This window comes from Stenotrophomonas sp. STEN009 (assembly GCF_056760395.1).
In genome coordinates this window covers 89,710-109,881 of record NZ_JBRRES010000004.1, presented here as the reverse complement: position 1 = coordinate 109,881, position 20,172 = coordinate 89,710, and the positions used below count along the sequence as shown (strand labels likewise).

Sequence of the window (20,172 nt, the reverse complement as noted above, 5' to 3'; positions counted from 1 at the left end):
CCCGGCGATCGCAGCGGCAATCAGGCCGCGTCGACCTGGTTTTCGGGGCGCGCACGCTCGAATGCGTCCAGCGCCTGGCAGGCGGCTTCGATGCGGCGCAGGGTCGGATACGGCGACAGATCCAGACCAAAGCGATGTGCGTTGTACACCTGCGGCAGCAGGCAGATGTCGGCCAGGCCGGGCCGGTCGCCATGGCAGAAGGTGCCGGTGTCGCTGCTGCCGGCCAGCAGGGTTTCCAGGGCCGCAAAGCCTTCGGCGATCCACTGCAGCGTCCACTGGGTGCGGACATCGGCGGACAGGTGCAGGCCGCGTTCCAGATGCTGCATCACCCGCAGGTTGTTCAGCGGATGGATGTCGCAGGCGACCAGCTGCGCCAGTGCACGCACGCGGGCGCGGCCGGCCGCATCGGCCGGCAGCAGCGGCATCTGCGGAAAACGTTCGTCCAGATACTCCAGGATCGCCAGCGACTGGGTCAGCACCTGCCCGTCGTGCAGCAGGGTCGGCACCCGCTCCTGCGGATTGAGTACGCGATAGGCTTCGCCGTGCTGTTCACCACCGTCGCGCAGCAGATGAACCGGGCGCGCCTCCCAGCGCAGGCCCTTCAGCTCCAGGCCGATGCGCACGCGGTAGGCGGCGCTGGATCGCCAGTAGGTGTACAGCACGATGCCGTCGTCGACCGGGATCTCCATCGCCGCGTCCCTCCTCAGGGCCTGGCCGCCTGCTCGATGCGCTGCTCGATCGCACCGAAGATGCTGTTGCCGGCGGCGTCGAACATTTCAATCCGCACCACGTCGCCGAACGACATGAACGGTGTGCTCGGCTTGCCGTCGCGCAGGGTTTCCACGGTGCGCTGCTCGGCAAAGCACGAAGCGCCCTTGCTGGTGTCCTCGTTGGCGATGGTGCCCGATCCCACGATGGTGCCGGCGCCCAGCGGACGGGTCCTGGCCGCATGCGCCACCAGCTGGGCGAAGTTGAACTGCATGTCCACGCCTGCCTCCGGCGCACCGAACCACGCACCATTGATGTGGGTGACCAGCGGCAGGTGCACCTTGTTGTCCTGCCAGGCGTCACCCAGTTCGTCAGGGGTGACGAACACCGGCGACAGTGCCGAGCGCGGCTTGGACTGCAGGAAGCCGAAGCCCTTGGCCAGCTCGCCCGGAATCAGGTTGCGCAGCGAAACGTCGTTGACCAGACCCACCAGCTGGATGTGGCCGGCGGCCTGCTCCGGGGTGACCGCCATCGGCACGTCGTCGGTGATGACCACCAGTTCGGCCTCCAGATCGATGCCGTACTCCTCGCTGACCACCTTCACCGCGTCGCGCGGGCCGTAGAAACCGGCACTGGTGGCCTGGTACATCAGCGGGTCGGTGTAGAAGCTTTCCGGAACCTCGGCCCCGCGGGCGCGGCGGACGCGCTCGACGTGCGGCAGGTAGGCGCTGCCATCGACGAATTCATAGGCGCGCGGCAGGGGCGCCGCTAGCGTCTGCGGGTCCAGGTCGAACACGCCATCGGCGTCACCGGCATTCAGTGATTCGTAGAGCGCGTTCAGGCGCGGTGCGACACGGCTCCAGTCCTCCAGGGCCTGCTGCAGGGTGGCCGCGATGCCGGTGGCGCGGACGCCGTGGCGCAGATCACGCGAGACGACGATCAGGGTGCCGTCGCGGCCGCCTTCCTTCAAAGAACCAAGCTTCATGGGTGGGTGTCCGGAGTCATGGGCAAACAAGTTTCAAGTGTAATCAAATATGGGGCGGCGCCAAGCTGCAGCGCCGCATCGCTCCACCCTACCGTAGCGGGGGTCAGGCAGGGCTGCGCCCTGCACCTGCTTCAAGCCAGGGCAACGTCAATGGCAACAGCCGGCTCTGGGTTGTCTGCGGATCTGGCGGGGGGGGGGGGGGGGGGGGGGGGGGGGGGGGGGGGGGGGGGGGGCGGGGCGCCGGCGGCCGCGCGCCCGCCCCCGGCCCCCCCCCCCCCCCCCCCCCCCCCACCTTTGACAGTTTCCCGGTGACGGTCGGTAGATCCACGCCACGCGTGGATGAGATCTTTCGGACATCGAAATCCAAACGGGGGTCAGATCCGCCAGTTCGCAGGAAACTGTCTAAGGCGGGGGGGGTGGGGGGGGGGGGGGGGGGTTGGGGGTGGTTCGGGCCGGGGGGGGCCGCGCTCCCGCCGGACTTCGCCACCCCCCCCCCCCCCCCCCCCCCCCCCCCCCCCCCGCCTACCTTCAGGAAGCCCGCTTTTGACGTTGACGTTGACGTGGCTTCGGCCTCTGCGGGTGCAGGGCGCAACCCTGCAGAGAGAACCCTTACCTGAACAGGCCTTTTTGCGTGAAGTCTCAAACATCGTTTAGACTTGTGGAGTCTGCAGCGGCCGTCCGTTTCCCTCCGGGATCGCCGGCGACCAGGGTCCGCCCTCTTCGCCCGCCCCCACTCCGACGCCGTTCGTCACGCATTCCAGCCTGCGCTTCGTGCCGGCTGCACCCAATTCTCGCAGCGCGGTTCACGGGAACGCTCCGAGTCAGCCGATCAGTTTGATCTGCCCCCGTCTGTCCATTCGGACAGGCGTTTCTTGTACTTGGAGCACACTCGATGTCTTTTGAATCGCTGGGCCTGGCGCCCTTCCTGCTGCGTGCGCTGGCCGAGCAGGGCTACGAAAACCCGACCCCGATCCAGCAGCAGGCGATCCCGCTGGCGCTGGCCGGTCGCGACCTGCTGGCCGGCGCACAGACCGGTACCGGCAAGACCGCAGCCTTCGGCCTGCCGCTGCTGCAGCATCTGGGCACCGCGCCGCAGGAAGTGCGTGGCGGTGGCCCGCGCAAGCCCCGCGCACTGATCCTGGCTCCGACCCGCGAGCTGGCCACCCAGGTGCATGACAGCCTGCGCGGCTACAGCAAGTATCTGCGCATCCCCAGCGCCTGCATCTACGGCGGCGTCGGCATGGGCAACCAGCTGGACATCCTGCGCCGTGGCGTGGACCTGCTGGTGGCCTGCCCGGGCCGCCTGATCGATCACCTGGAGCGTCGCAGCATCGACCTGTCCGGCATCGAACTGCTGGTGCTGGACGAAGCCGACCGCATGCTTGACATGGGCTTCCTGCCGTCGATCAAGCGCATCCTGGCCAAGCTGCCCAAGCAGAACCGTCAGACCCTGCTGTTCTCGGCCACGTTCGAGGACAACATCCGCCAGCTGGCGCTGGAGTTCATGCGCAACCCGGAACAGATCCAGGTGACGCCGAAGAACACCGTGGCCGAGACCATCACCCATCGCGTGCATCCGGTCGACGCCGGCCGCAAGCGCGACCTGCTGCTGCACCTGCTGGCACAGGACAGCCGTGAGCAGACCCTGGTGTTCGCCCGGACCAAGCACGGCAGCGACAAGCTGGCCGCGTTCCTGGAGAAGTCGGGCATCAAGACCGCGGCGATCCATGGCAACAAGAGCCAGGGCCAGCGGCTGCGTGCGCTGGGTGACTTCAAGGCCGGTCGCGTGACCGTGCTGGTGGCCACCGACATCGCGGCGCGAGGCATCGACATCAACGAGCTGCCGAAGGTGATCAACTTCGACCTGCCGATGGTCGCCGAGGATTACGTGCACCGCATCGGCCGCACCGGCCGCAACGGCTCCACCGGCCAGGCGATCTCGCTGGTGGCGCAGGACGAGGTCAAGCTGCTGCGCGCAATCGTGCGCCTGCTCGGACGCGACATGGACATCCGCGATGTGCCGGGCTTCGAGCTGCAGGTGCCGATCCGCTGGGGCAACAGTGCACCGGGCAAGGCCGAGCACGACAGCGGCGAGCGCGCCCCGCGCAAGAGCCACGCGCGACGTCCGCACGGCGATGCGCCGCGCCATGCCCACGCCGGCCCGAAGAAGGCCGGTGGTGGCCGTCGTGAGGGCGGTGGCAACGGCCAGCAGCGTGCCGGCGCAGGTCAGGGCCAGCGTCGTGGCGGAGGCGGCAACGGCGGTGGTCGTGGCCGTGGCCAGGGCGGCGGCGGTCGCGCCGGCTGATCCTGACTGACAGGAATGAGGCGTCCCGCTGCGCGGGGGGCCTCACATCGGGGACGGCGCTGGCGCGCCGTCCCTTTTTTGTTGCCCGCGCATCGAACAAGGCGCCAGACGCCTCACCCGCGCGCTTTCGCCGGATTCGCCAGATTCCCGAAGAAGATCGCATTGATCAGCAGTCGATCCGTGCCATGCCAGTACTTGCGGTGTGCCGGATCATCGGCGAACAGCACCACGTTGCCCTTTCCCTGGGCCGACACCAGCAGCCACGCACTGCCTGCCACCCGCGCACGATTGCGCTCGGACAGGTAACCGTTGACCCGTGGTGACGCGTCGATGCGCACCACCGTCGAGAACGGATTCGCACTCGGCTGCAGCGTCACGCTGTTTTCCTTGTTCACCGCCAGCTGCCGGCCCGGCACGCCGAACGCCAGGGGATGGCTGGTATCGACATCGGCGCTGAGGATGTTGCCGCTCACCCGCTCGATCGCAGCGATGTCGCGCTGGTCACCGAAGGCGCGACGGGATTCGTCGCCGGCCTCTTCGTCCTTGCCGGTCTTCTCGCCATCGGCGAGCTTCTGCTCGATCGCCCACTTCGACGCGCTGCCATAGGTCACCAGCGAGCCGCCGGCCTGCACCCAGCGCTTCAGTGCGGCCACCGCGGTCGCATCGACACTGCTGTAGGTGCCACCGGACAACACGAGCGTGGTATAGCGATCCAGCGGAACCTTGCCCAGCTGCTGCGGATCCAGCTTGCTGGCCGGCAGGTGCAGGTGCTGGTCCAGCAGGAACCAGGCCGATCCGATCTCGGTGGCCGCCACGCCTTCGCCCATCACCAGTGCCACGGCCGGCTTGCGCAGTGCCTTCACGCCATCGCTGCCGAGATCGATGCCCTCGCGGCTGCGGCCACTCGACAACGCATGCACCTGTACGCCTGAAGCACGTGCCGCCGCGGCCACCGCGTCGAGCAGGGCCGCCCCCTGCAGTGGCTGGCCGGCGACCGGAACGACGATGCTGCCGGCCGCGAAAGCCACATCGCCCTGTGCGGTTCCGGCGGTGAACGGCTGGAATGCAGCGCGGGCGGCCAGTCCCCTGCCCTGCAGCTCGGCCAGCGCACGGCTGGCGTTGTAGTCACGCCAGTCGATGGCATAGGCGAACCCCGCCTGGCCGCCGACGACCGCGCCCTGCAGTGGTGGCAGCTCGCTCACCTGTGCACCGCCGTCGATGCGGCTGCGGCTGCCGGCGAAGGCCACGCCGTAGGCTGGCGCAATAGCGTAGCTGGTGCTGCCATAGAACACGTCGCCCTTGATCGGCGGCGTCTCGGCGAAGATCGAGTGCACCAGGCGGAACTGCGCCTGCTGCACGGGCACGACATAGGCACTGCCTGCCTGGAAGCGCTTCCCCTCGACGGTGACATCGCGATCCAGCGCGCGTACCTCGATCCGGTGCAGGAGCAGCAGTTCAAGCAGGCGCCGGGTCAACGCCGGATCATGCGCGTCGCCGAACACGAAGGTCTTCTGCGGCTGCTGCGCGGCCTGCTTCAATGCGCTCTGGAAGAAGGTCTTCTGCAGGTCGAACAGGCCACTGCGCTCGGCCACCGCACCGCGCACCGTGCCCAGGCCGGTGGCGACCTGGTTGCGGATGGTGAACGGGAAGGTCAGCAGCCCGTTCACCGACTCCTGCACCCGTCCCCGCGAACTGGCCTGCTCAACGGTGACACCGACCGCGCCATGGAAGTCCGGATAGGTCGAGCCATACACCGGCGAGAAGTTGTCGAAGTTCTCCCCCGTGTAGTACAGCGACCCCAGTGCGTCCAGCGCCTGTGCGTGGTACGTGGCCAGCGTCCTGTTGAACTCGTAGGAGGCAGCCGGGATCAACGGGCTGTGCATGCTCTTCGGCGAAGGCTCGAAGTAGTACGTGCTGTCCTTGCCCATCTCGTGGAAGTCGATCTGCACGTTCGGGTACCACTGGTGGAAGGCGGCCACCTTTGGCCGCGAATCCTGCTGGGTCAGCGCCAGCCAGTCGCGGTTGAGATCGGTGAAGTAATGGTTGGTACGGCCCTGCGGGAACGGCTCGACATGCTCTTTGTCGGCCGGATCGGCCGAGGCCGGGTCCGATGCCCAGGCGTTGTGCCAGTTGGCGGCACGGTCGCGTCCGTCCGGATTCTGCGCCGGGTCGAACAGCACTACGGCCTGCTGCAGCCATTGCTGGGTTTCATTGCTGCGATTGGCCACCAGGTAATACGCGGTGAGCATCGCCGCTTCGCCGCTGGAGGTTTCATTGCCGTGCACACTGTAGCCCAGCCAGACCACCACCGGGCTGTCACCGGCTGCGCTGCGCGGTTGTGCCGGATCGACCAGGGTCGCGTGCTGCTGGCGGATCTGTTCCAACCGCGCCTGGTTGCTGGCCGCGGTGATGGTGGCAATCAGCAGGGGGCGGCCTTCATAGCTGCGTCCAATGTGCTGGACGCGGATCCTGTCCGAATGCCTGGCCAGTTCCTCGAAATAGGCGACCAACTGGTCGTGGCGGGTGTAGCGGCTGCCGATCGGATAGCCGAGGAACTGCTCCGGCGTGGGAATGGCGCTGTCGAACGCGCCGGCCTCGCTGGCCTGCGGGAAGAAATAGGCGCTCTGCGCCTGCGCGGACAACGCGGGGAACACTGCGCTGGCAGCGGCGATCAGCAACGGAAGAACGGCACGGCGGTGGAAGGACACGGTGACTCCCCGAAACAGGACGGCAGAGGGCAACGTGGCGCGTCACGGCAGGTGACCGGCCACGGCGGTGGATCAGAAGCGGTAGTCGAAGCCCAGCGTGAAGTAGCGACCCCGCAGGTCGTACTGGGTGAAGTCATACGGCGCACGGATGCCCGGGAACGACGCATCGTAGGGCGGCGTCTTGTCACCCAGGTTCTGCACCTTGGCGTACAGGGTCAGGCTGTCGATGCCGGTGTACCCCAGGTACAGGTCGTACTGGCTGTAGCTGCCGACACGCTGCTGCACGGCCTTGGCGGCGGTACTGGCTTCCTGCCGATAGCTGCTGGTGTAGTACCAGGTCACCGCCGCGTTGAAGTCGCCGTACTTCCAGTCCAGCGTGGTGGTGGCCTTGTCCTTGGGCAGGGTGGCGCCGAGGTTGCTGCCGGCGTAGTCGACCAGGGGCCCACCGACCACGGTCGGACGGCGGTAGTCACGGACGTGGGTGTAGGCCGAAGACAGGGTGAAATCTCCCAGGCGCGCCGTCGGAATGCGCTGGCGCAGTTCCACGTCGATGCCCGATGTCTTCAGCTCGCTCAGGTTCTGGTAGCGGTTGTAGACGGCCTGCAGCTTGCCGCGCTCATCGCGCTGCACGGCACCGGCAACGTTGTCGTTGATCAGCGTCTGCGTGTTGTTGGTGCCGACCAGGTTGTCGAGCTGGATACGGTAGTAGTCGACACTCAGATTGGTGTTCGCCCACGGTGACAGCACCACGCCGAAGTTCACGCTCTTGGTGCGCTCCGGCTTCAGGTCACTGTTGCCCACGGTGAAGAACGTCGGGCTCTGCCGCGAGCCCGGCACATCCGGGTCGCGCGGATCGACCACGCTGCCGTAGGAGATGCTGGTGCTGTTGGAGTTCTCCGACAGCGAGGGCGCACGGAAGCCCTTCGAGGCCGACGCGCGCACCAGCAGGAAGTCCAGCGGTTGCCAGCGCAGTCCGAGCTTCGGCGAGAACGCATCGCCGAAGTCATCGTAGTGATCGGCACGCGCAGCGGCGGACAGTTCCAGGGTCGAGGCCAGCGGCACGTTCACTTCCGCGTACGCAGCGCTGACCTGGCGCTCGCCGTGCACCTCGGCGATGGCCGGACGCACCTGCAGGCCGGCATCGATCTGCCAGGGGTTGTTCGAATCGAGCTTCTCGCGGCGCCACTCGGCGCCAGCGGCAAAGCCGATGTCACCGGCCCAGGTGCGGCCCAGGCTGCCCGAGATCTTCGCATCGACACCCTGCAGCTTCGATTCGGCCGGACGCAGCGTGGCGATGTTGATCGCATCACGCACCGACTGCGGGGTGGCCGCCGGGTCGAGCAGATTGTAGCTGCCGCTGGCCAGCGCATCGGCCAGCGCCCAGCGGTTGGCGAAGCCGCCCGAGACGGTCTCACGCTCGCTGCTGCGCGCGCCGAACGCCGCCACTTCCCAGTCCCAGTTGGCGGTGGTGCCGCGCAGGCCGAACACGCCGCGATAGGCGGTGGAGCGGTTGGTCTTGATGGTGCCGCCGAGATCGAAGAACGTGTACTCGATCGGCACGGCACGCCCGTAGGGGTTGTACGGATTGCCCGCCGGCAGCTGCGACGACACCGGCTCGGCCAGACCGGTCTCGGCATTCAGGGCAAAGCGGCCGCTTTCCAGGGTGAAGAACGGGCTGCTGCCGAACCAGGCCGCGCTCTTGATCTGGCTGTACAGCACTTCACCGAACGCTTCGACGTTGTCGCCCAGGCGGAAGGTGCCGTTGGCATAGGCCTGGTAGCGCTTCGTGGATGGAATCAGCGTGGTGTACGGCGCTTGGTTGAAGCCGCAGGTGTCGCCAGCCAGGCCGTCGATCGGAGCGCTCGCGACGCGCGTGGTCCCGGTGGGGCAGTTGCCGCTGGCGTCGAGCATCGGCACCGACACGCCATTGATCAGATAGCGCGCACCCTTGGCCGACCAGCCGTTCCAGCGCCCGCCCGGCAGGTCGGTGTAGATGCCGCTCTTGGTCAGATCGCGCTCGTCCTGGTCCAGGCGGTCGCGGTTGTAGCCCTGCAGACTGAACAGGATGTTGTAGCCATCGCTGTCCAGATCACCGAGGCCACCCACGAACTTCAGGTTCTGCTCGCGCAGGCCCCCTTGGTCGGCGCCTCCGAAGCTGCCACCGATCTCGGCACCTTCGAAGTTCTGGCGGGTGATGATGTTGACCACGCCGGCCACGGCATCGGAACCATACACAGCCGAAGCACCATCCTTGAGCACTTCGATGCGCTCGACCGCAACCAGCGGCAGGGCATTGAGGTCGACGAAGGTATCGGACAGGCCACCGGCCGGGAAGCCGTAGTTCGCCACGCGACGGCCGTTGAGCAGCACCAGCGTGTTCTTCGGTGACAGGCCGCGCAGGCCGATGCTGGCCGAGCCGGAGGCCCAGCCGTTGTTGGTGGTCTCGTTGTTGGCATTGCCGGTGTTGGCGGAGATCGAGCGCAGCACATCGGCGACGGTGGCCTTGCCGGTCTGTTCCAGCTGCTGGCGGCCGATTACCTGCACCGGATTGGACGCCTCGGTATCGGCGCGCTTGATGTTGGAACCGGTGACGCGGACGGCGGCCAGGGTACTGGCTTCGCCACTGGCGGCAGCGGTGGTTTCGGCGGCGGCGGACAATGGCGCGGCCAGAGCGGCGGCCAGGGCCGCCACGAGCAGGGTGTGCTGGGGCATGACGATGTGTGGGGTGGTGGTAGGGCGACGAAGTTCCGCAGTAATCCATGACTGGCCGGGGTCCGACCAATAACATCTCTTCATACGGATATAAGAGAAGCTAACATCTCTTCATCCGGATGGAAATAGTCACTCCGCTTCAGGGCCGGCGCGATCCCGGTCGGATGCGACAGCAGCGGCGTACAATCCGCTCATGGAAATCTTCAAAGTCTTCATGCTTGAGGCGGCCCACCGCCTCCCGAACGTACCGCCGGGGCACAAGTGCGCGCGCCTGCATGGCCACTCCTTCCGGGTGGAACTGAAGGTCGAGGGCGAACCCGGCGCGCAGACCGGCTGGATCATGGATTTCGGGGACGTGAAGGCGGCCTTCCAGCCGATCTACGAACGCCTGGACCACCACTACCTCAATGACATCCCCGGCCTGGAAAACCCGACCAGCGAGAACCTGGCGGTGTGGATATGGAACGAACTCAAGCCCGCGCTGCCGGCGCTGAGCGAGATCACGGTCCACGAGACCTGCACCTCCGGCTGCCGGTACCGGGGCCCCAGCACCTGAACAACTCATTGATATCTAAAGATTTCTAAAGGCGCCTTGGGCGCCTTTATGATTTTTGTTGCAATGCGGCATCATCGGCGTATGCTGCAATGCATCAAGTCCTCTCCTGACGCCCATGACCGCCGCCTTCAGCGATCGCTTCAGTGATGCCACCCGCCAGCTGGCCGCCGCCGCAACGCGCGCGAACCGGTTGGCGCTGGAGAACGCTGAAAGCATGTTCGGCGTGCAGCTGAAGGCACTGGAACGCAACCTGACCGCGACGGGCGGCTGGCTCGGCGAGCTGGCACGAAGCGAAGATCCGGCCGGATTGCTGTCGCAGGGCGCTCAGCTGTGGCAGGACAACCTGCAGCGGTTTGGGCAGGCCCAGCAGGACGTGGTCGGTCTTGGCCTGCTGGCTGGACGCTCCTGGTCCGAGCTGGTGCAGGGCTACAACGAATCAACAGCGGACGCGACCGGCCACACGCCCTGACGCGACGCTTTCGCTCATTGCATGGGTCCCTCCCCCCATGCAATCCGGACCCGGCAGATCCCTCCCTCTGCCGGGTCTTTTTTTATTCCTCGCCTGCGTGCAGATGCGCGTCTTCGCCCGAGCAGATCGCGAGCGCAAAGGCCTCGCGTCGGCCCGCAGCATGTGGGCAAATGTCCCCGGCGCATTTTCGCACCTCTGCGCACCGATAACCCCTGCACGCCGGGTGGATGCCCTTGCGTGCGAAGCAAAGGAGGAGGTGACGGCCACCGGCCGGCGCCGGGGAACATTCGCACGCAAGGGCATCCGCCCGGCGCCACCCGGAAAAACGCACATACCTGCGCGCAGAGGCAAACACCGCCACCCGGAAACCAGCTGCGCCTAGGCCACCGCCGCCGACTCCGCCCGCGGCAGCTCGAACACGAACGTCGCCCCTGCCTCACTGTCGCGCAGCGCGATGCTGCGGCCATGCAGCTGCACGATACGCTGCACGATCAGCAGCCCCAGGCCACCGTTCTCGCCCCGTCGCGCCCCCAACGCAGCAGGCGCCTGGAACAGCTGCGCACGCACCGCAGCAGCAACGCCGGGACCGTCATCAGAGACGATCACCTCCACGCTGTCAGCCACCGCGCGCAGCCGCACCTCGATCCGCCCTCCCTCCGGCGCATGGCGCAGGGCGTTGTCGAGCAGGTTGGTCAGCACCCGCTCCACCAGACCCAGGTCCGCACGTACCAGCGGCAACCCCTGCGGGAAATCCGCGTGCAACTGCTGGCCGCGCGCCTGCGCCGCCAGCTCGAACTTCTGCAGCACGTCCTGCAGCAGCTCGGGCAGCGCGAACACCTCCCACTCCAGCCGCACCTCGCCGTGTTCCAGGCGTGCCAGCTCGAACAGCGCGCGCGCCAATCGCCCGACCTTCACACTCTGCGCCAGGGCAATGCCGAGATAGCGCCGGCGCTCCTCCGGCGACAGCGTCGCGTCCTTCAACGCCATCGTCTCAAGGTAGCCATGCAGTGAAGACAGCGGCGTGCGCAGATCATGCGAAATGTTGGCCACCAGCTCGCGCCGCTGCAGGTCCTGCTGGCGCAGCTGCTGCCACTGCTCACCCAACCGCTGCGCCATCTGCGCATGTGCATGTTCGAGGATGACCAGTTCATCGCGCTCACCCGGCCGCAGCGGGCCGGGCGGCGGCAGCGGCGTCGGCGCATCGATGTCAAATGCCTGGATGCGACGTGTCAGGCGGCGCAGCGGCCGGGTCACCCAGTAGAACGCCACCAGGCCGGCCAGCAGGCCCAGGCTGCCCACCAGCATCACCGACCACAAAGTGGTGTTCCACTGGTTGCTGGCGGCGAGGTCGTCGGCGAGCATCTGCCGGTGCTCGCCCACCAGCACCACGTAGACGTAGCCGGCCTGCCGCCCCTGCACCACCAGCGGCGCCACGCTGAACACCTTGCGACCCTCGCTACTGCGCGGATCGTCGCCCAGGATCGGCAGCGGCGCGCCCGCCAGCAGACGGCGCAGCGGTGCCACGTCCACGCGGTTGCGCATCAGGTGCCCGCTGGGTGCGTCGTGGCCGAGAATGCGACCCTGGTCGTCCAGCAGGTACACCTCGACGCTGGGGTTGACCGCCATCAGTTGCCCGAACAGCGCACGCACCGCCGCATCGCGCATGCCGCTGGTATCCATCAGCTCACTGCGCTGCGCGATGTGCTCGGCCAGCCCCAGCGACAGCCGCTGCACGACTTCCTGCTCGTGCCGTGTGTTCGAGCGCATCTGCAACGCCAGCAGCGCCATGCAGCACATCAGCATCAGCGCCGCGATCACCGCGGCCAGCTTCTGCCACAGGTTCGGCCGGATCATGCCGCCGCCCCGGCCGGGTCCACCAGCTTGTAGCCCCGGCCCCAGACCGTCAGCAACCGCCGTGGGTTGGCCGGATCGGCTTCGATCTTGCTGCGCAGGCGGTTGATGTGGGTATTGACCGTATGCTCATAGCCATCGTGCTGGTAGCCCCAGACCTGGTTGAGTAGTTCCATGCGCGCGAACACCTGGCCGGGATGGCGCGCGAAGAACAGCAGCAGGTCGAACTCGCGCGGCGTCAGTTCCAGCGGCCTGCCATCCACGTCGGCAGTACGCGCGACCGGGTCCAGCTGCAGTCCTCCCAGCTCGATGGCACCGGCATCGATGCGCGCGTTCTGCGCCATGGCCTCGGCGCGACGCAGCAGGGCACGCACGCGCGCGACCAGCTCCGGCATGGAGAATGGCTTGGCCAGATAATCGTCGGCGCCGAGTTCCAGGCCGACGATACGCTGGGTTTCGCTGCCGCGTGCACTGATGATGATGATCGGGACATAGCGCGCCATCGCCCGTGCGCGCTGGCAGACCTGCAGGCCATCGACACCGGGCAGCATCACGTCCAGCACCAGCGCGTCCCACGGGCCTTCCTGTTCGAGCAGGCGCAGCCCGCCATCACCGCTGTCGGCGTGGGCGACCTCATACCCCTCATCGCCCAGGTGCATGCGCAGCAGGTCGGCGATGTGGGCATCGTCTTCAACGATCAGGACACGTTTCGGGGACATCGGCAGCTCGGGCCAGGGGGGAGGCTGAGCGCATTGTGGCGCGGGATCGCCGCCGATACCTCACGAAAAATTGAATCCTGCGTGAGGATTCGTTGACCGGAGCAGGCGCAGCATGGCCCCGTCGCCCCTTCCCGGAGTCCGCCATGCCCCTCACCCGCCGCCATCTGCTGGGTCTGGGCGGTATCGCCACCACCGCCGGCCTGCTCGGTCTCGGGGCCTGCAGCCGCGCCGCGCCAGCGGCAGCAGAAACGCGCCCTGCGCGACAGTTCGAGATCATGCGCAGTGATGCTGACTGGCGCCAGCGGCTGACCCCCGCCCAGTACGCAGTGCTGCGCCAGCAGGCGACCGAACGCCCCTGGAGCAGCCCGCTCAACAAGGAACACCGGCAAGGCACGTTCACCTGTGCCGGCTGTGCGCTGCCGCTGTTCTCTTCGTCCACCAAGTTCGAGAGCGGTACTGGCTGGCCCAGCTTCTGGGCACCGTTGCACAACGCTATCGGTGAGGACCGCGACGTCACCTTTGGCATGCTGCGGGTGGAAGTGCATTGCCGCCGCTGCGGCGGCCATCTGGGCCATGTCTTCAACGACGGCCCACGCCCTACCGGCCTGCGCTACTGCATCAACGGCGCGGCGCTGGCCTTCCAGCCCGGACCTGCTGCGCATGACAGCGATGCGGGCTGGCGCGTGCCGGTGGGATCGTCCCCTGCTTCTGGAGCCCGATGATGCTGCTGTTGCTGCTTGCCTATCTTGGCGGTGTGCTGACCCTGCTCAGCCCCTGCATCCTGCCGGTGCTGCCGTTCGTATTCGCGCGTGCTGACCGCCCGTTCCTGCGCAGCACCCTGCCGCTGCTGCTGGGCATGGCGCTGACCTTCACCCTCGTCGCCAGCCTGGCGGCGGTCGGCAGCCAGTGGGTGGCGCAGGCCAACCAGATCGGTCGCTGGATCGCCCTGCTGCTGATGGCGCTGTTCGCGGTGGCGTTGCTGTGGCCCGCACTGGCAGACCATCTGCTGGCGCCGTTGCAGCGTGTCGGCGCGCGGTTGAGCGCACGCGCGGACGCTGCCGATGCCGCCGGGCGCGGCGGTGCCTGGACGTCGCTGCTGATCGGCATCGCCACCGGCCTGCTGTGGGCGCCGTGCGCGGGCCCGATCCTTGGCCTGGTACTGACCGGGGCTGCGCTGCATGGCGCCAGCGCCAGCACCAGTACGCTGCTGCTTGCCTACGCGCTGGGTGCGGTCACCGCGCTGGCATTGGCGGTCTGGATCGGCGGCCGGGTGTTCCGCGCCCTGCAGGCACGGCTGGGGCTGGGCAATCTGCTCCGCCGCGTGCTCGGCGTCGCTGCGCTGCTGGCGGTCGTGGCCATTGCCCTGGGCTGGGACACCGGCCTGCTGACCCGGCTGTCCACCGTCAGCACCGCGCGTATCGAGCAGGGCCTGCTCGATGCGGTACCCGGCGCGCAGCCTTCTGCTCCGCCGATGATGATGATGGGCCCGGCCACTGCAGGCAGCGAGGCACCGCTGCCGGTGGAAGGCACGCTGCCCGCCCTGGACGGCGCCACCGGCTGGCTCAACAGCCCACCGCTGGACGCCGCCCAGCTGCGCGGCAAGGTGGTTCTGATCGACTTCTGGACCTATTCCTGCATCAACTGCCTGCGTGCGATGCCGTTCGTGCACGAGTGGCAGCGGCGCTACCGCGATCACGGCCTGGTGGTGATCGGCGTGCACACCCCCGAGTTCGCCTTCGAACGCGACCCGCGCAACGTCATGAAGGCCGTGCAGCAGTTGAAGGTCGACTATCCCGTCGCGCTGGACAACCAGTACGCGATCTGGCGTGCGTTCAACAACCGCTACTGGCCCGCGCACTACTTCGTCGATGCGCAGGGCAACATCCGCGGCCATCAGTTCGGCGAGGGCAACTATGCGCGTTCGGAGCAGATGATCCGCCGCCTGCTGGCCGAAGCCGGCCAGACCCGGCTGCCACCGCCGGCCGATCCGGCCGCAGCGGACCTGCAGGGCGTGGCCGCGCAGGCGGACATGGGCAACCTGCGCTCGCCGGAGACCTACCTGGGGCATGCGCGCGCCGAGCAGTTCGCCTCGCCAGGCGGGCAACGTGTGGACACCGCATTCGACTACGCGCTGCCACCCGCGCTGGCGCTGAACCAGTGGGGCCTGTCCGGCCACTGGATCATCGACGACGAGGCGGCACGGCTGCAGCAGCCCGGAGGACGCATCGCCTTCCAGTTCCATGCCCGCGATCTGCATCTGGTGCTCGCGCCACGCCAGGACGGCACGCCGGTGCGCTTCCGCGTCTGGCTGGATGGTCGGCCGTTGCCCGCGGCCGACGCCGGCAGCGACGTTGGCAGCGATGGCAGCGGCGTGATCGACGAACACCGTCTGTACCAGCTGGTGCGCCAGCGCGGCGCCGTCGCGCCACACCGCTTCGAGATCGAATTCCTCGATGCCGGCGCCCAGGCCTACGCCTTCACCTTCGGTTGATCCGGGAGGACACGATGAAGATTTCGTTCGAACAGGGGATCGCCGCCGGCATTGCCGGGCTGGTCGCTACCGCACTGATTGCCGGGGTACTGCTGGTTGATCACGGTGCCATCGCCGCGCCGCTCGAGCGCAGCGCACAGGTGCAGGTGTTGCCTGCGCCCACCGGTGAAGCCGCATTCCGCGATGACGGCACGCACGCCAGCGTAGTGTTTGCCGGCGGCTGCTTCTGGGGCGTGCAGGGCGTGTTCCAGCACGTCAAGGGCGTGAGCAACGCAGTCTCGGGCTACGTCGGCGGCAGCGCGGCGGATGCGCGCTATGAGCGTGTCAGCAGCGGACGCACCGGCCACGCCGAGGCGGTGAAGGTCGACTACGACCCGCGCCAGGTGAGCTACGGCCAGCTGATGCAGGTGTTCTTCTCGGTGGTGCATGACCCGACCCAGCTCGACCGGCAAGGCCCGGACCATGGCAGCCAGTACCGCTCGGCGATCTTCGTCGATGATCCCCGCCAGCAGGCGGCCAGCCGTGCCTACATCACCCAGCTGGGCCAGGCCGGAAGCTATCGCGCGCCCATCGTCACCCAGGTGGGGAGCGGCCAGCGCTTCTATCCGGCCGAGAGCTACCACCAGAACTACATGAGCAACTATCCGCAGGCCGCCTATATCCGCTACTACGACGCTCCGAAGCTGGCAGCACTGGGCAGGCAGTTCCCTGCCCTGTATCGCCGGGATCCGGTGCTGGTGCCGATGCGTTGACTGCATGGTGCGCCGCCCCATGCAAAAAAGGGGCGCGCGGCCATCCAGCCGCGCGCCCTTGAAATATCGGCGGGCACCGATCAGGCCCTGCCGACGAGGACATGCTAGGCTCGGAATCCTCATGGGTACAGCACCAGATGCGGCCGGAACCGATGGATACAGATCAACGCAGCAGCGCGTCCGCTCCTCGCTACCAGCGGCTGTCCGATGAGCTGGCCGAGGCCATCCAGGGAGGGCGCCTGCCGGTCGGCAGCCGCCTGCCATCGCTGCGGCAGATGGCAGCACAGCGTCAGCTCAGCCTCAATACGGTGATCGCCGCCTACCGCCAGCTGGAAGACGCCGGCCTGGTGGTTCCGCGGCCAAAGGCAGGTTTCGAAGTGGCGCCGCGACTGTCAGTGCCGCAACGGTCGCTGCGCGATGCGCCGTCGGCCCCCACCGCGCCGTTGCAGCAGGTGCTGATGGCACGCGTGCTGGAGGCGCAACGCCGTTCCGGGGTGATCGACCTCGCCTTCGCCGGGCCACGCGGGCGCCAGTTCTATCCTGGCGCCCAGCTGGCCCGGCACACCGCCCAGGTATTGCGCCACGGCCAGCAGACGGTCGAAACCTACGCACGCCCCAATGGCTCGCCGCGGCTGCTGGCGCAGATCGTGCGGCGCGGCCCGCGCATGGGCCTGCACACGCACAGCGATCGCCTGCTGCTGACCCACGGTGCGATGGAGGCGCTGCAGCTGGCACTGCGTGCGGTGACCCAGCCCGGCGATTCAGTGGGTATCGAAGCACCGTCGTACTTCAACCTGTATCCGCTGCTGGCCAACCTGGGCCTGCAGGCCATCGAACTGCCGACGCATCCGCAACAGGGCCTGGACGTCGATGCGTTGGAGGCGATGCTGGAGCACACACCGCTGGCCGCGCTGGTGCTGATGCCGACCGTGCACAATCCATTGGGCTGCACCATGCCGGTGGCGGCCAAGCAGCGTCTTGCCGAGCTGGTCAACGCGCGGCAGCTGCCGCTGATCGAGGATGCCGTGTACGCGGAACTGCAGTTCTGCGAGCCACCTGCGCCGCTGCTGAAGGCCTTTGACCGCGACGGCTGGGTGATGGTGGTCGGCGGTTTCTCGAAGACGCTGGCCCCGGACTATCGCATCGGCTGGCTCGACGGCGGGCGCTTCGCTGAACGCATCGCCCTGCTGAAGTTCCAGTCCACGGGCGGCGAGCCGCAGCTGCTGGGTGATGCCGTGGCCGCGTACCTGGAAGGGAGCGGATACGAACATCACCTGCACCGCATGCGGCGCCTGTATCGCGAGCAGGTGGGACGGCTGCGCCAGCTCGTGGCCGAGCATTTCCCGCCTGGCACACGCGCCACGGAACCACAGGGTGGCTTCCTGCTGTGGCTGGAACTGCCGGGCGTGGACACCCGCGCACTGTTCGAGCGGGCGCTGGAAGAGGGCATCGTGTTCATGCCCGGCCAGGTGTATTCGCGCGGTCCGCGCTACCGGCACTGCCTGCGGCTGTCGTGCTGCCAGACCTTCGACGCACGTTTCATCGCTGCCGTGGAGCGCCTGGGCGCCCTCGCGCGGGAGCTCGCGGCCGGTTGATCGCAGCGGGTCGCAGGCTCCGCTCTACGGGAACTCAGCCCTCATGCAGGTGCATCGCCAGGGCCTGAGCATCGGCGCCCGGCAGGTGCGGCAGCCGTCCCCAGCATGGCATCGGCAACCGCTGCACCAGCGTGGCCACGTTCTCGTCCTGGCGCTGCATGGCCGGATCGATGTGATTGCCGATCCAGCCCAGGCACTCCACGCCGCTGGCCTGCAAGGAGTGCGCGGTCAATCTCGCGTGGTTGACGCAGCCCAGCCGCAGGCCGACCACCAGCACGACCGGCAGACGCAGTGCCCGCACGATGTCGAGCTGGTCCAGGTGGACGGAGACCGGCGCCAGCCATCCCCCTACGCCTTCCACCACCACCACGTCGGCGGTGGCACGCAGGCGCTCGAACGCGGCGACGATCGGTGCCAGGGCGATGTCCACCCCGTCCTCGGCCGCCGCCAGTTCGGGAGCGATCGGCTGCCGCAGGGCATAGGGATTCACGTCGACGTAGTCCGGCACCGGCCGACTGGCCGCCTGCAGCGCCAGCGCATCCTCGTTGCGCAGGCCCTGCCCCAGATCCTGGCTGCCACTGGCCACAGGCTTCATTCCGACCGCTCGCAGGCCACGCCGGCGCAGGGCGTGCAGCAGCGCGGTGCTGGCCGCCGTCTTGCCGATCTCGGTATCGGTGCCGGTGACGAACAGCGCGGATGGCAGGGCAGCGGGCAACGGCATCAGAGGCTCCAGCGGGGCAACAGAGCGTGCATTATCGCTGGCCCGGCACGCTTGCTAGACTGCGGTCATGTTCGCCAATGCCTCGCTTACCGGCAGCAAGCCGGAACAATACGCCCAGTTGCTTGAACAGGCCCGTGGCCTAGTCCATGGAGAGTCCGACCGCATCGCCAACGCGGCCAATCTCTCGGCGCTGGTCTTCCACGCCCTGCCCGACCTGAACTGGGTGGGTTTCTATCTCTACGATGGCCAGGAGCTGGTGGTCGGCCCGTTCCAGGGGCTGCCGGCCTGCGTGCGCATTCCGCTGGACAAGGGCGTGTGTGGTGCCGCGGCCCGCCAGCGCGTGACCCAGCGCGTCGACGATGTCGATGCCTTTCCGGGCCACATCGCCTGCGACTCGGCCTCCCGCTCGGAACTGGTCGTTCCGCTGCTGCGCGGCGATGAACTGATCGGAGTCTTCGACATCGACAGCCCGAAGACCGGTCGCTTCGATGCCGATGACCAGGCCGGACTGGAAGCCATCGCGCGCGTCTTCGTCGAGGCGTTGGGATGAGTGCGCCGAAGCTGCGCAACATCGGTCCGAAAAGTGCGGCGTGGCTGCGCCAGGTCGGTCTGCGCAGCCGTGACGATCTGGCCGCCGTCGGCGCGGTGGGTGCCTTCGTCAAGGTCAAGCGCGCCGGCTTCAAGCCCAGCCTGAACCTGCTCTACTCGCTGGAAGGCGCCCTGCTGGACTGCCATTGGCAGGAACTGAGCGAGCCGCAGCGCGAGGCGCTGGTGCAGGACTACGAAGCGCGCATCGCCGCGCACCCGCTGAAGGCGGCCGGCCCGGCCTCGGGGCCGGTGCACGAGCAGCGTTTCGACGCAGACGACGACGCAGAAGAAGACGTGACCGGAAGCGCCGACGAGGACTGATCGGCGCCGGCCGGATCAGGGCTGCTGCAACTCCAGCAGCTCGCCCACCAGGCCTGCCTCGCCACGCTCCAGCCTGACCCGCAGGCGCGTACCGTGGTCGATGCGCAGCGCCCAGCACAGCGACATCGGCAGGCCGCAGACCTGTGACAGCACCATGCGCAGCGGGCCACCGTGGCTGACCACGACGGTCGGCAGCGGGTCGTCATCGTCGAGCAGGCGGTCGAGCGCACGCGCGATGCGCCGCTCGAAGTGCCCCCAGCTTTCGCCGTTGGGCGGCGGATACGCATGCGGATCGGCATGGAATGCCGCCAACGCCTGCTCCGGCAGGTCGAACAGTGCCTGCCCGTCCCAGTCGCCGAAGTCGAGTTCTTCCCACTCCTCGTCCGCATCCACGTCCAGCCCGCGCGGGGTGGCCAGCGCCATCGCTGTGTGCAGTGACCGCAGGCGGGGCGAGCTGATCACCCGCTCCCAGGGCTGCGTGGCGTAGGCCTCCACCAGTTCCTGTGGCAGGCGGGCCAGCTGCGGTGGATCGCTGCGGCCATCGAGGTACTCGTCGCGACCGTTGCCAGCGTGGCGGACCAGGTCGAGGATCATGCATGCATCCTGTGCAGGCAACGCGGGGACAGCGGAAAACGGGCGGACATCGGCAACGGCACCACGGGATCAAGCAGCAATTCTAGTGGCTGGGGAT

General features: G+C 67.9%; 17 protein-coding genes. 9 read left to right on the top strand and 8 right to left on the bottom strand.

Going from position 1 to position 20,172, the window contains the following annotated elements; genetic code table 11:
- Window positions 1-20: 20 nt before the first annotated feature.
- A complete protein-coding gene (gene maiA / locus ACVOMM_RS03260) occupies window positions 21-689 on the bottom strand; it encodes a maleylacetoacetate isomerase (protein WP_053516994.1) in 669 nt (222 codons plus the stop codon).
- Window positions 690-703: 14 nt separating this feature from the next.
- Window positions 704-1,693 carry a fumarylacetoacetate hydrolase family protein gene (locus ACVOMM_RS03255; protein ID WP_111186697.1) on the bottom strand — a complete coding sequence of 330 codons (990 nt, stop codon included), beginning with the start codon at window positions 1,691-1,693 and terminating at the stop codon, window positions 704-706.
- A gap of 892 nt (window positions 1,694-2,585) precedes the next feature.
- Between ACVOMM_RS03255 and ACVOMM_RS03250 the strand changes: the two genes are divergently transcribed.
- Window positions 2,586-3,998, top strand: coding sequence for a DEAD/DEAH box helicase (locus ACVOMM_RS03250; protein ID WP_053518302.1), 1,413 nt, complete (start codon window positions 2,586-2,588; stop codon window positions 3,996-3,998).
- A gap of 113 nt (window positions 3,999-4,111) precedes the next feature.
- Here ACVOMM_RS03250 and ACVOMM_RS03245 read toward each other — a convergent pair whose 3' ends face one another.
- Window positions 4,112-6,706, bottom strand: coding sequence for a M14 family zinc carboxypeptidase (locus tag ACVOMM_RS03245; protein WP_481525877.1), 2,595 nt, complete (start codon window positions 6,704-6,706; stop codon window positions 4,112-4,114).
- A gap of 72 nt (window positions 6,707-6,778) precedes the next feature.
- Window positions 6,779-9,418: a TonB-dependent receptor plug domain-containing protein gene (locus ACVOMM_RS03240; protein ID WP_193396950.1), complete on the bottom strand. Its 2,640-nt coding sequence runs from the start codon at window positions 9,416-9,418 to the stop codon at window positions 6,779-6,781.
- Between the two features lie 193 nt (window positions 9,419-9,611).
- Here ACVOMM_RS03240 and queD point away from each other — a divergent pair, with 193 nt between their 5' ends.
- Together queD and ACVOMM_RS03230 are read left to right on the top strand one after the other, a co-directional pair.
- A complete protein-coding gene (gene queD / locus ACVOMM_RS03235; RefSeq protein WP_065175366.1) occupies window positions 9,612-9,974 on the top strand; it encodes a 6-carboxytetrahydropterin synthase QueD in 363 nt (120 codons plus the stop codon).
- Window positions 9,975-10,089: 115 nt separating this feature from the next.
- Window positions 10,090-10,443 (top strand): phasin family protein, encoded by a 354-nt coding sequence (locus tag ACVOMM_RS03230; protein ID WP_065175367.1) that lies wholly within the window; start codon window positions 10,090-10,092, stop codon window positions 10,441-10,443.
- A 378-nt stretch (window positions 10,444-10,821) separates the two neighbouring features.
- On the opposite strand, the gene ACVOMM_RS03225 is transcribed toward ACVOMM_RS03230, so the two are convergent.
- Together ACVOMM_RS03225 and ACVOMM_RS03220 are read right to left on the bottom strand one after the other, a co-directional pair.
- Window positions 10,822-12,297: a sensor histidine kinase gene (locus ACVOMM_RS03225; RefSeq protein ID WP_481525876.1), complete on the bottom strand. Its 1,476-nt coding sequence runs from the start codon at window positions 12,295-12,297 to the stop codon at window positions 10,822-10,824.
- Complete coding sequence (locus ACVOMM_RS03220; RefSeq protein ID WP_476342619.1) at window positions 12,294-13,013, bottom strand: winged helix-turn-helix domain-containing protein; 720 nt, start codon at window positions 13,011-13,013, stop codon at window positions 12,294-12,296. The genes ACVOMM_RS03225 and ACVOMM_RS03220 overlap by 4 nt, the downstream gene beginning before the upstream one ends.
- A gap of 143 nt (window positions 13,014-13,156) precedes the next feature.
- Between ACVOMM_RS03220 and msrB the strand changes: the two genes are divergently transcribed.
- The 4 genes from msrB (at window position 13,157) to ACVOMM_RS03200 (ending at window position 17,851) form a co-directional block, all read left to right on the top strand.
- Window positions 13,157-13,735, top strand: coding sequence for a peptide-methionine (R)-S-oxide reductase MsrB (gene msrB, locus ACVOMM_RS03215; RefSeq protein ID WP_481525875.1), 579 nt, complete (start codon window positions 13,157-13,159; stop codon window positions 13,733-13,735).
- Window positions 13,735-15,504 (top strand): cytochrome c biogenesis protein DipZ, encoded by a 1,770-nt coding sequence (locus ACVOMM_RS03210; protein ID WP_459062656.1) that lies wholly within the window; start codon window positions 13,735-13,737, stop codon window positions 15,502-15,504. The genes msrB and ACVOMM_RS03210 overlap by 1 nt, the downstream gene beginning before the upstream one ends.
- A 14-nt stretch (window positions 15,505-15,518) precedes the next feature.
- Window positions 15,519-16,256 (top strand): peptide-methionine (S)-S-oxide reductase MsrA, encoded by a 738-nt coding sequence (gene msrA, locus ACVOMM_RS03205; protein ID WP_053518286.1) that lies wholly within the window; start codon window positions 15,519-15,521, stop codon window positions 16,254-16,256.
- 152 nt (window positions 16,257-16,408) lie between these two features.
- On the top strand, window positions 16,409-17,851 hold the full coding sequence (locus tag ACVOMM_RS03200) for an aminotransferase-like domain-containing protein (RefSeq protein ID WP_164150978.1): 1,443 nt from the start codon (window positions 16,409-16,411) through the stop codon (window positions 17,849-17,851).
- A 34-nt stretch (window positions 17,852-17,885) separates the two neighbouring features.
- Here the strand turns inward: ACVOMM_RS03200 and bioD are convergent, their stop codons facing one another.
- Window positions 17,886-18,572, bottom strand: coding sequence for a dethiobiotin synthase (gene bioD / locus ACVOMM_RS03195; protein ID WP_053518282.1), 687 nt, complete (start codon window positions 18,570-18,572; stop codon window positions 17,886-17,888).
- A gap of 67 nt (window positions 18,573-18,639) precedes the next feature.
- On the opposite strand from bioD, the gene ACVOMM_RS03190 reads away from it, so the two are divergent.
- Window positions 18,640-19,122: a GAF domain-containing protein gene (locus ACVOMM_RS03190; protein WP_053518280.1), complete on the top strand. Its 483-nt coding sequence runs from the start codon at window positions 18,640-18,642 to the stop codon at window positions 19,120-19,122.
- Window positions 19,119-19,481 carry a TfoX/Sxy family protein gene (locus ACVOMM_RS03185; protein ID WP_053518278.1) on the top strand — a complete coding sequence of 121 codons (363 nt, stop codon included), beginning with the start codon at window positions 19,119-19,121 and terminating at the stop codon, window positions 19,479-19,481. The genes ACVOMM_RS03190 and ACVOMM_RS03185 overlap by 4 nt, the downstream gene beginning before the upstream one ends.
- A 15-nt stretch (window positions 19,482-19,496) precedes the next feature.
- Here ACVOMM_RS03185 and ACVOMM_RS03180 read toward each other — a convergent pair whose 3' ends face one another.
- The gene (locus tag ACVOMM_RS03180) at window positions 19,497-20,075 is read right to left on the bottom strand and encodes a histidine phosphatase family protein (protein WP_065175373.1); all 579 of its coding nucleotides are present in this window, start codon (window positions 20,073-20,075) and stop codon (window positions 19,497-19,499) included.
- Between the last annotated feature and the right edge of the window lie 97 nt (window positions 20,076-20,172).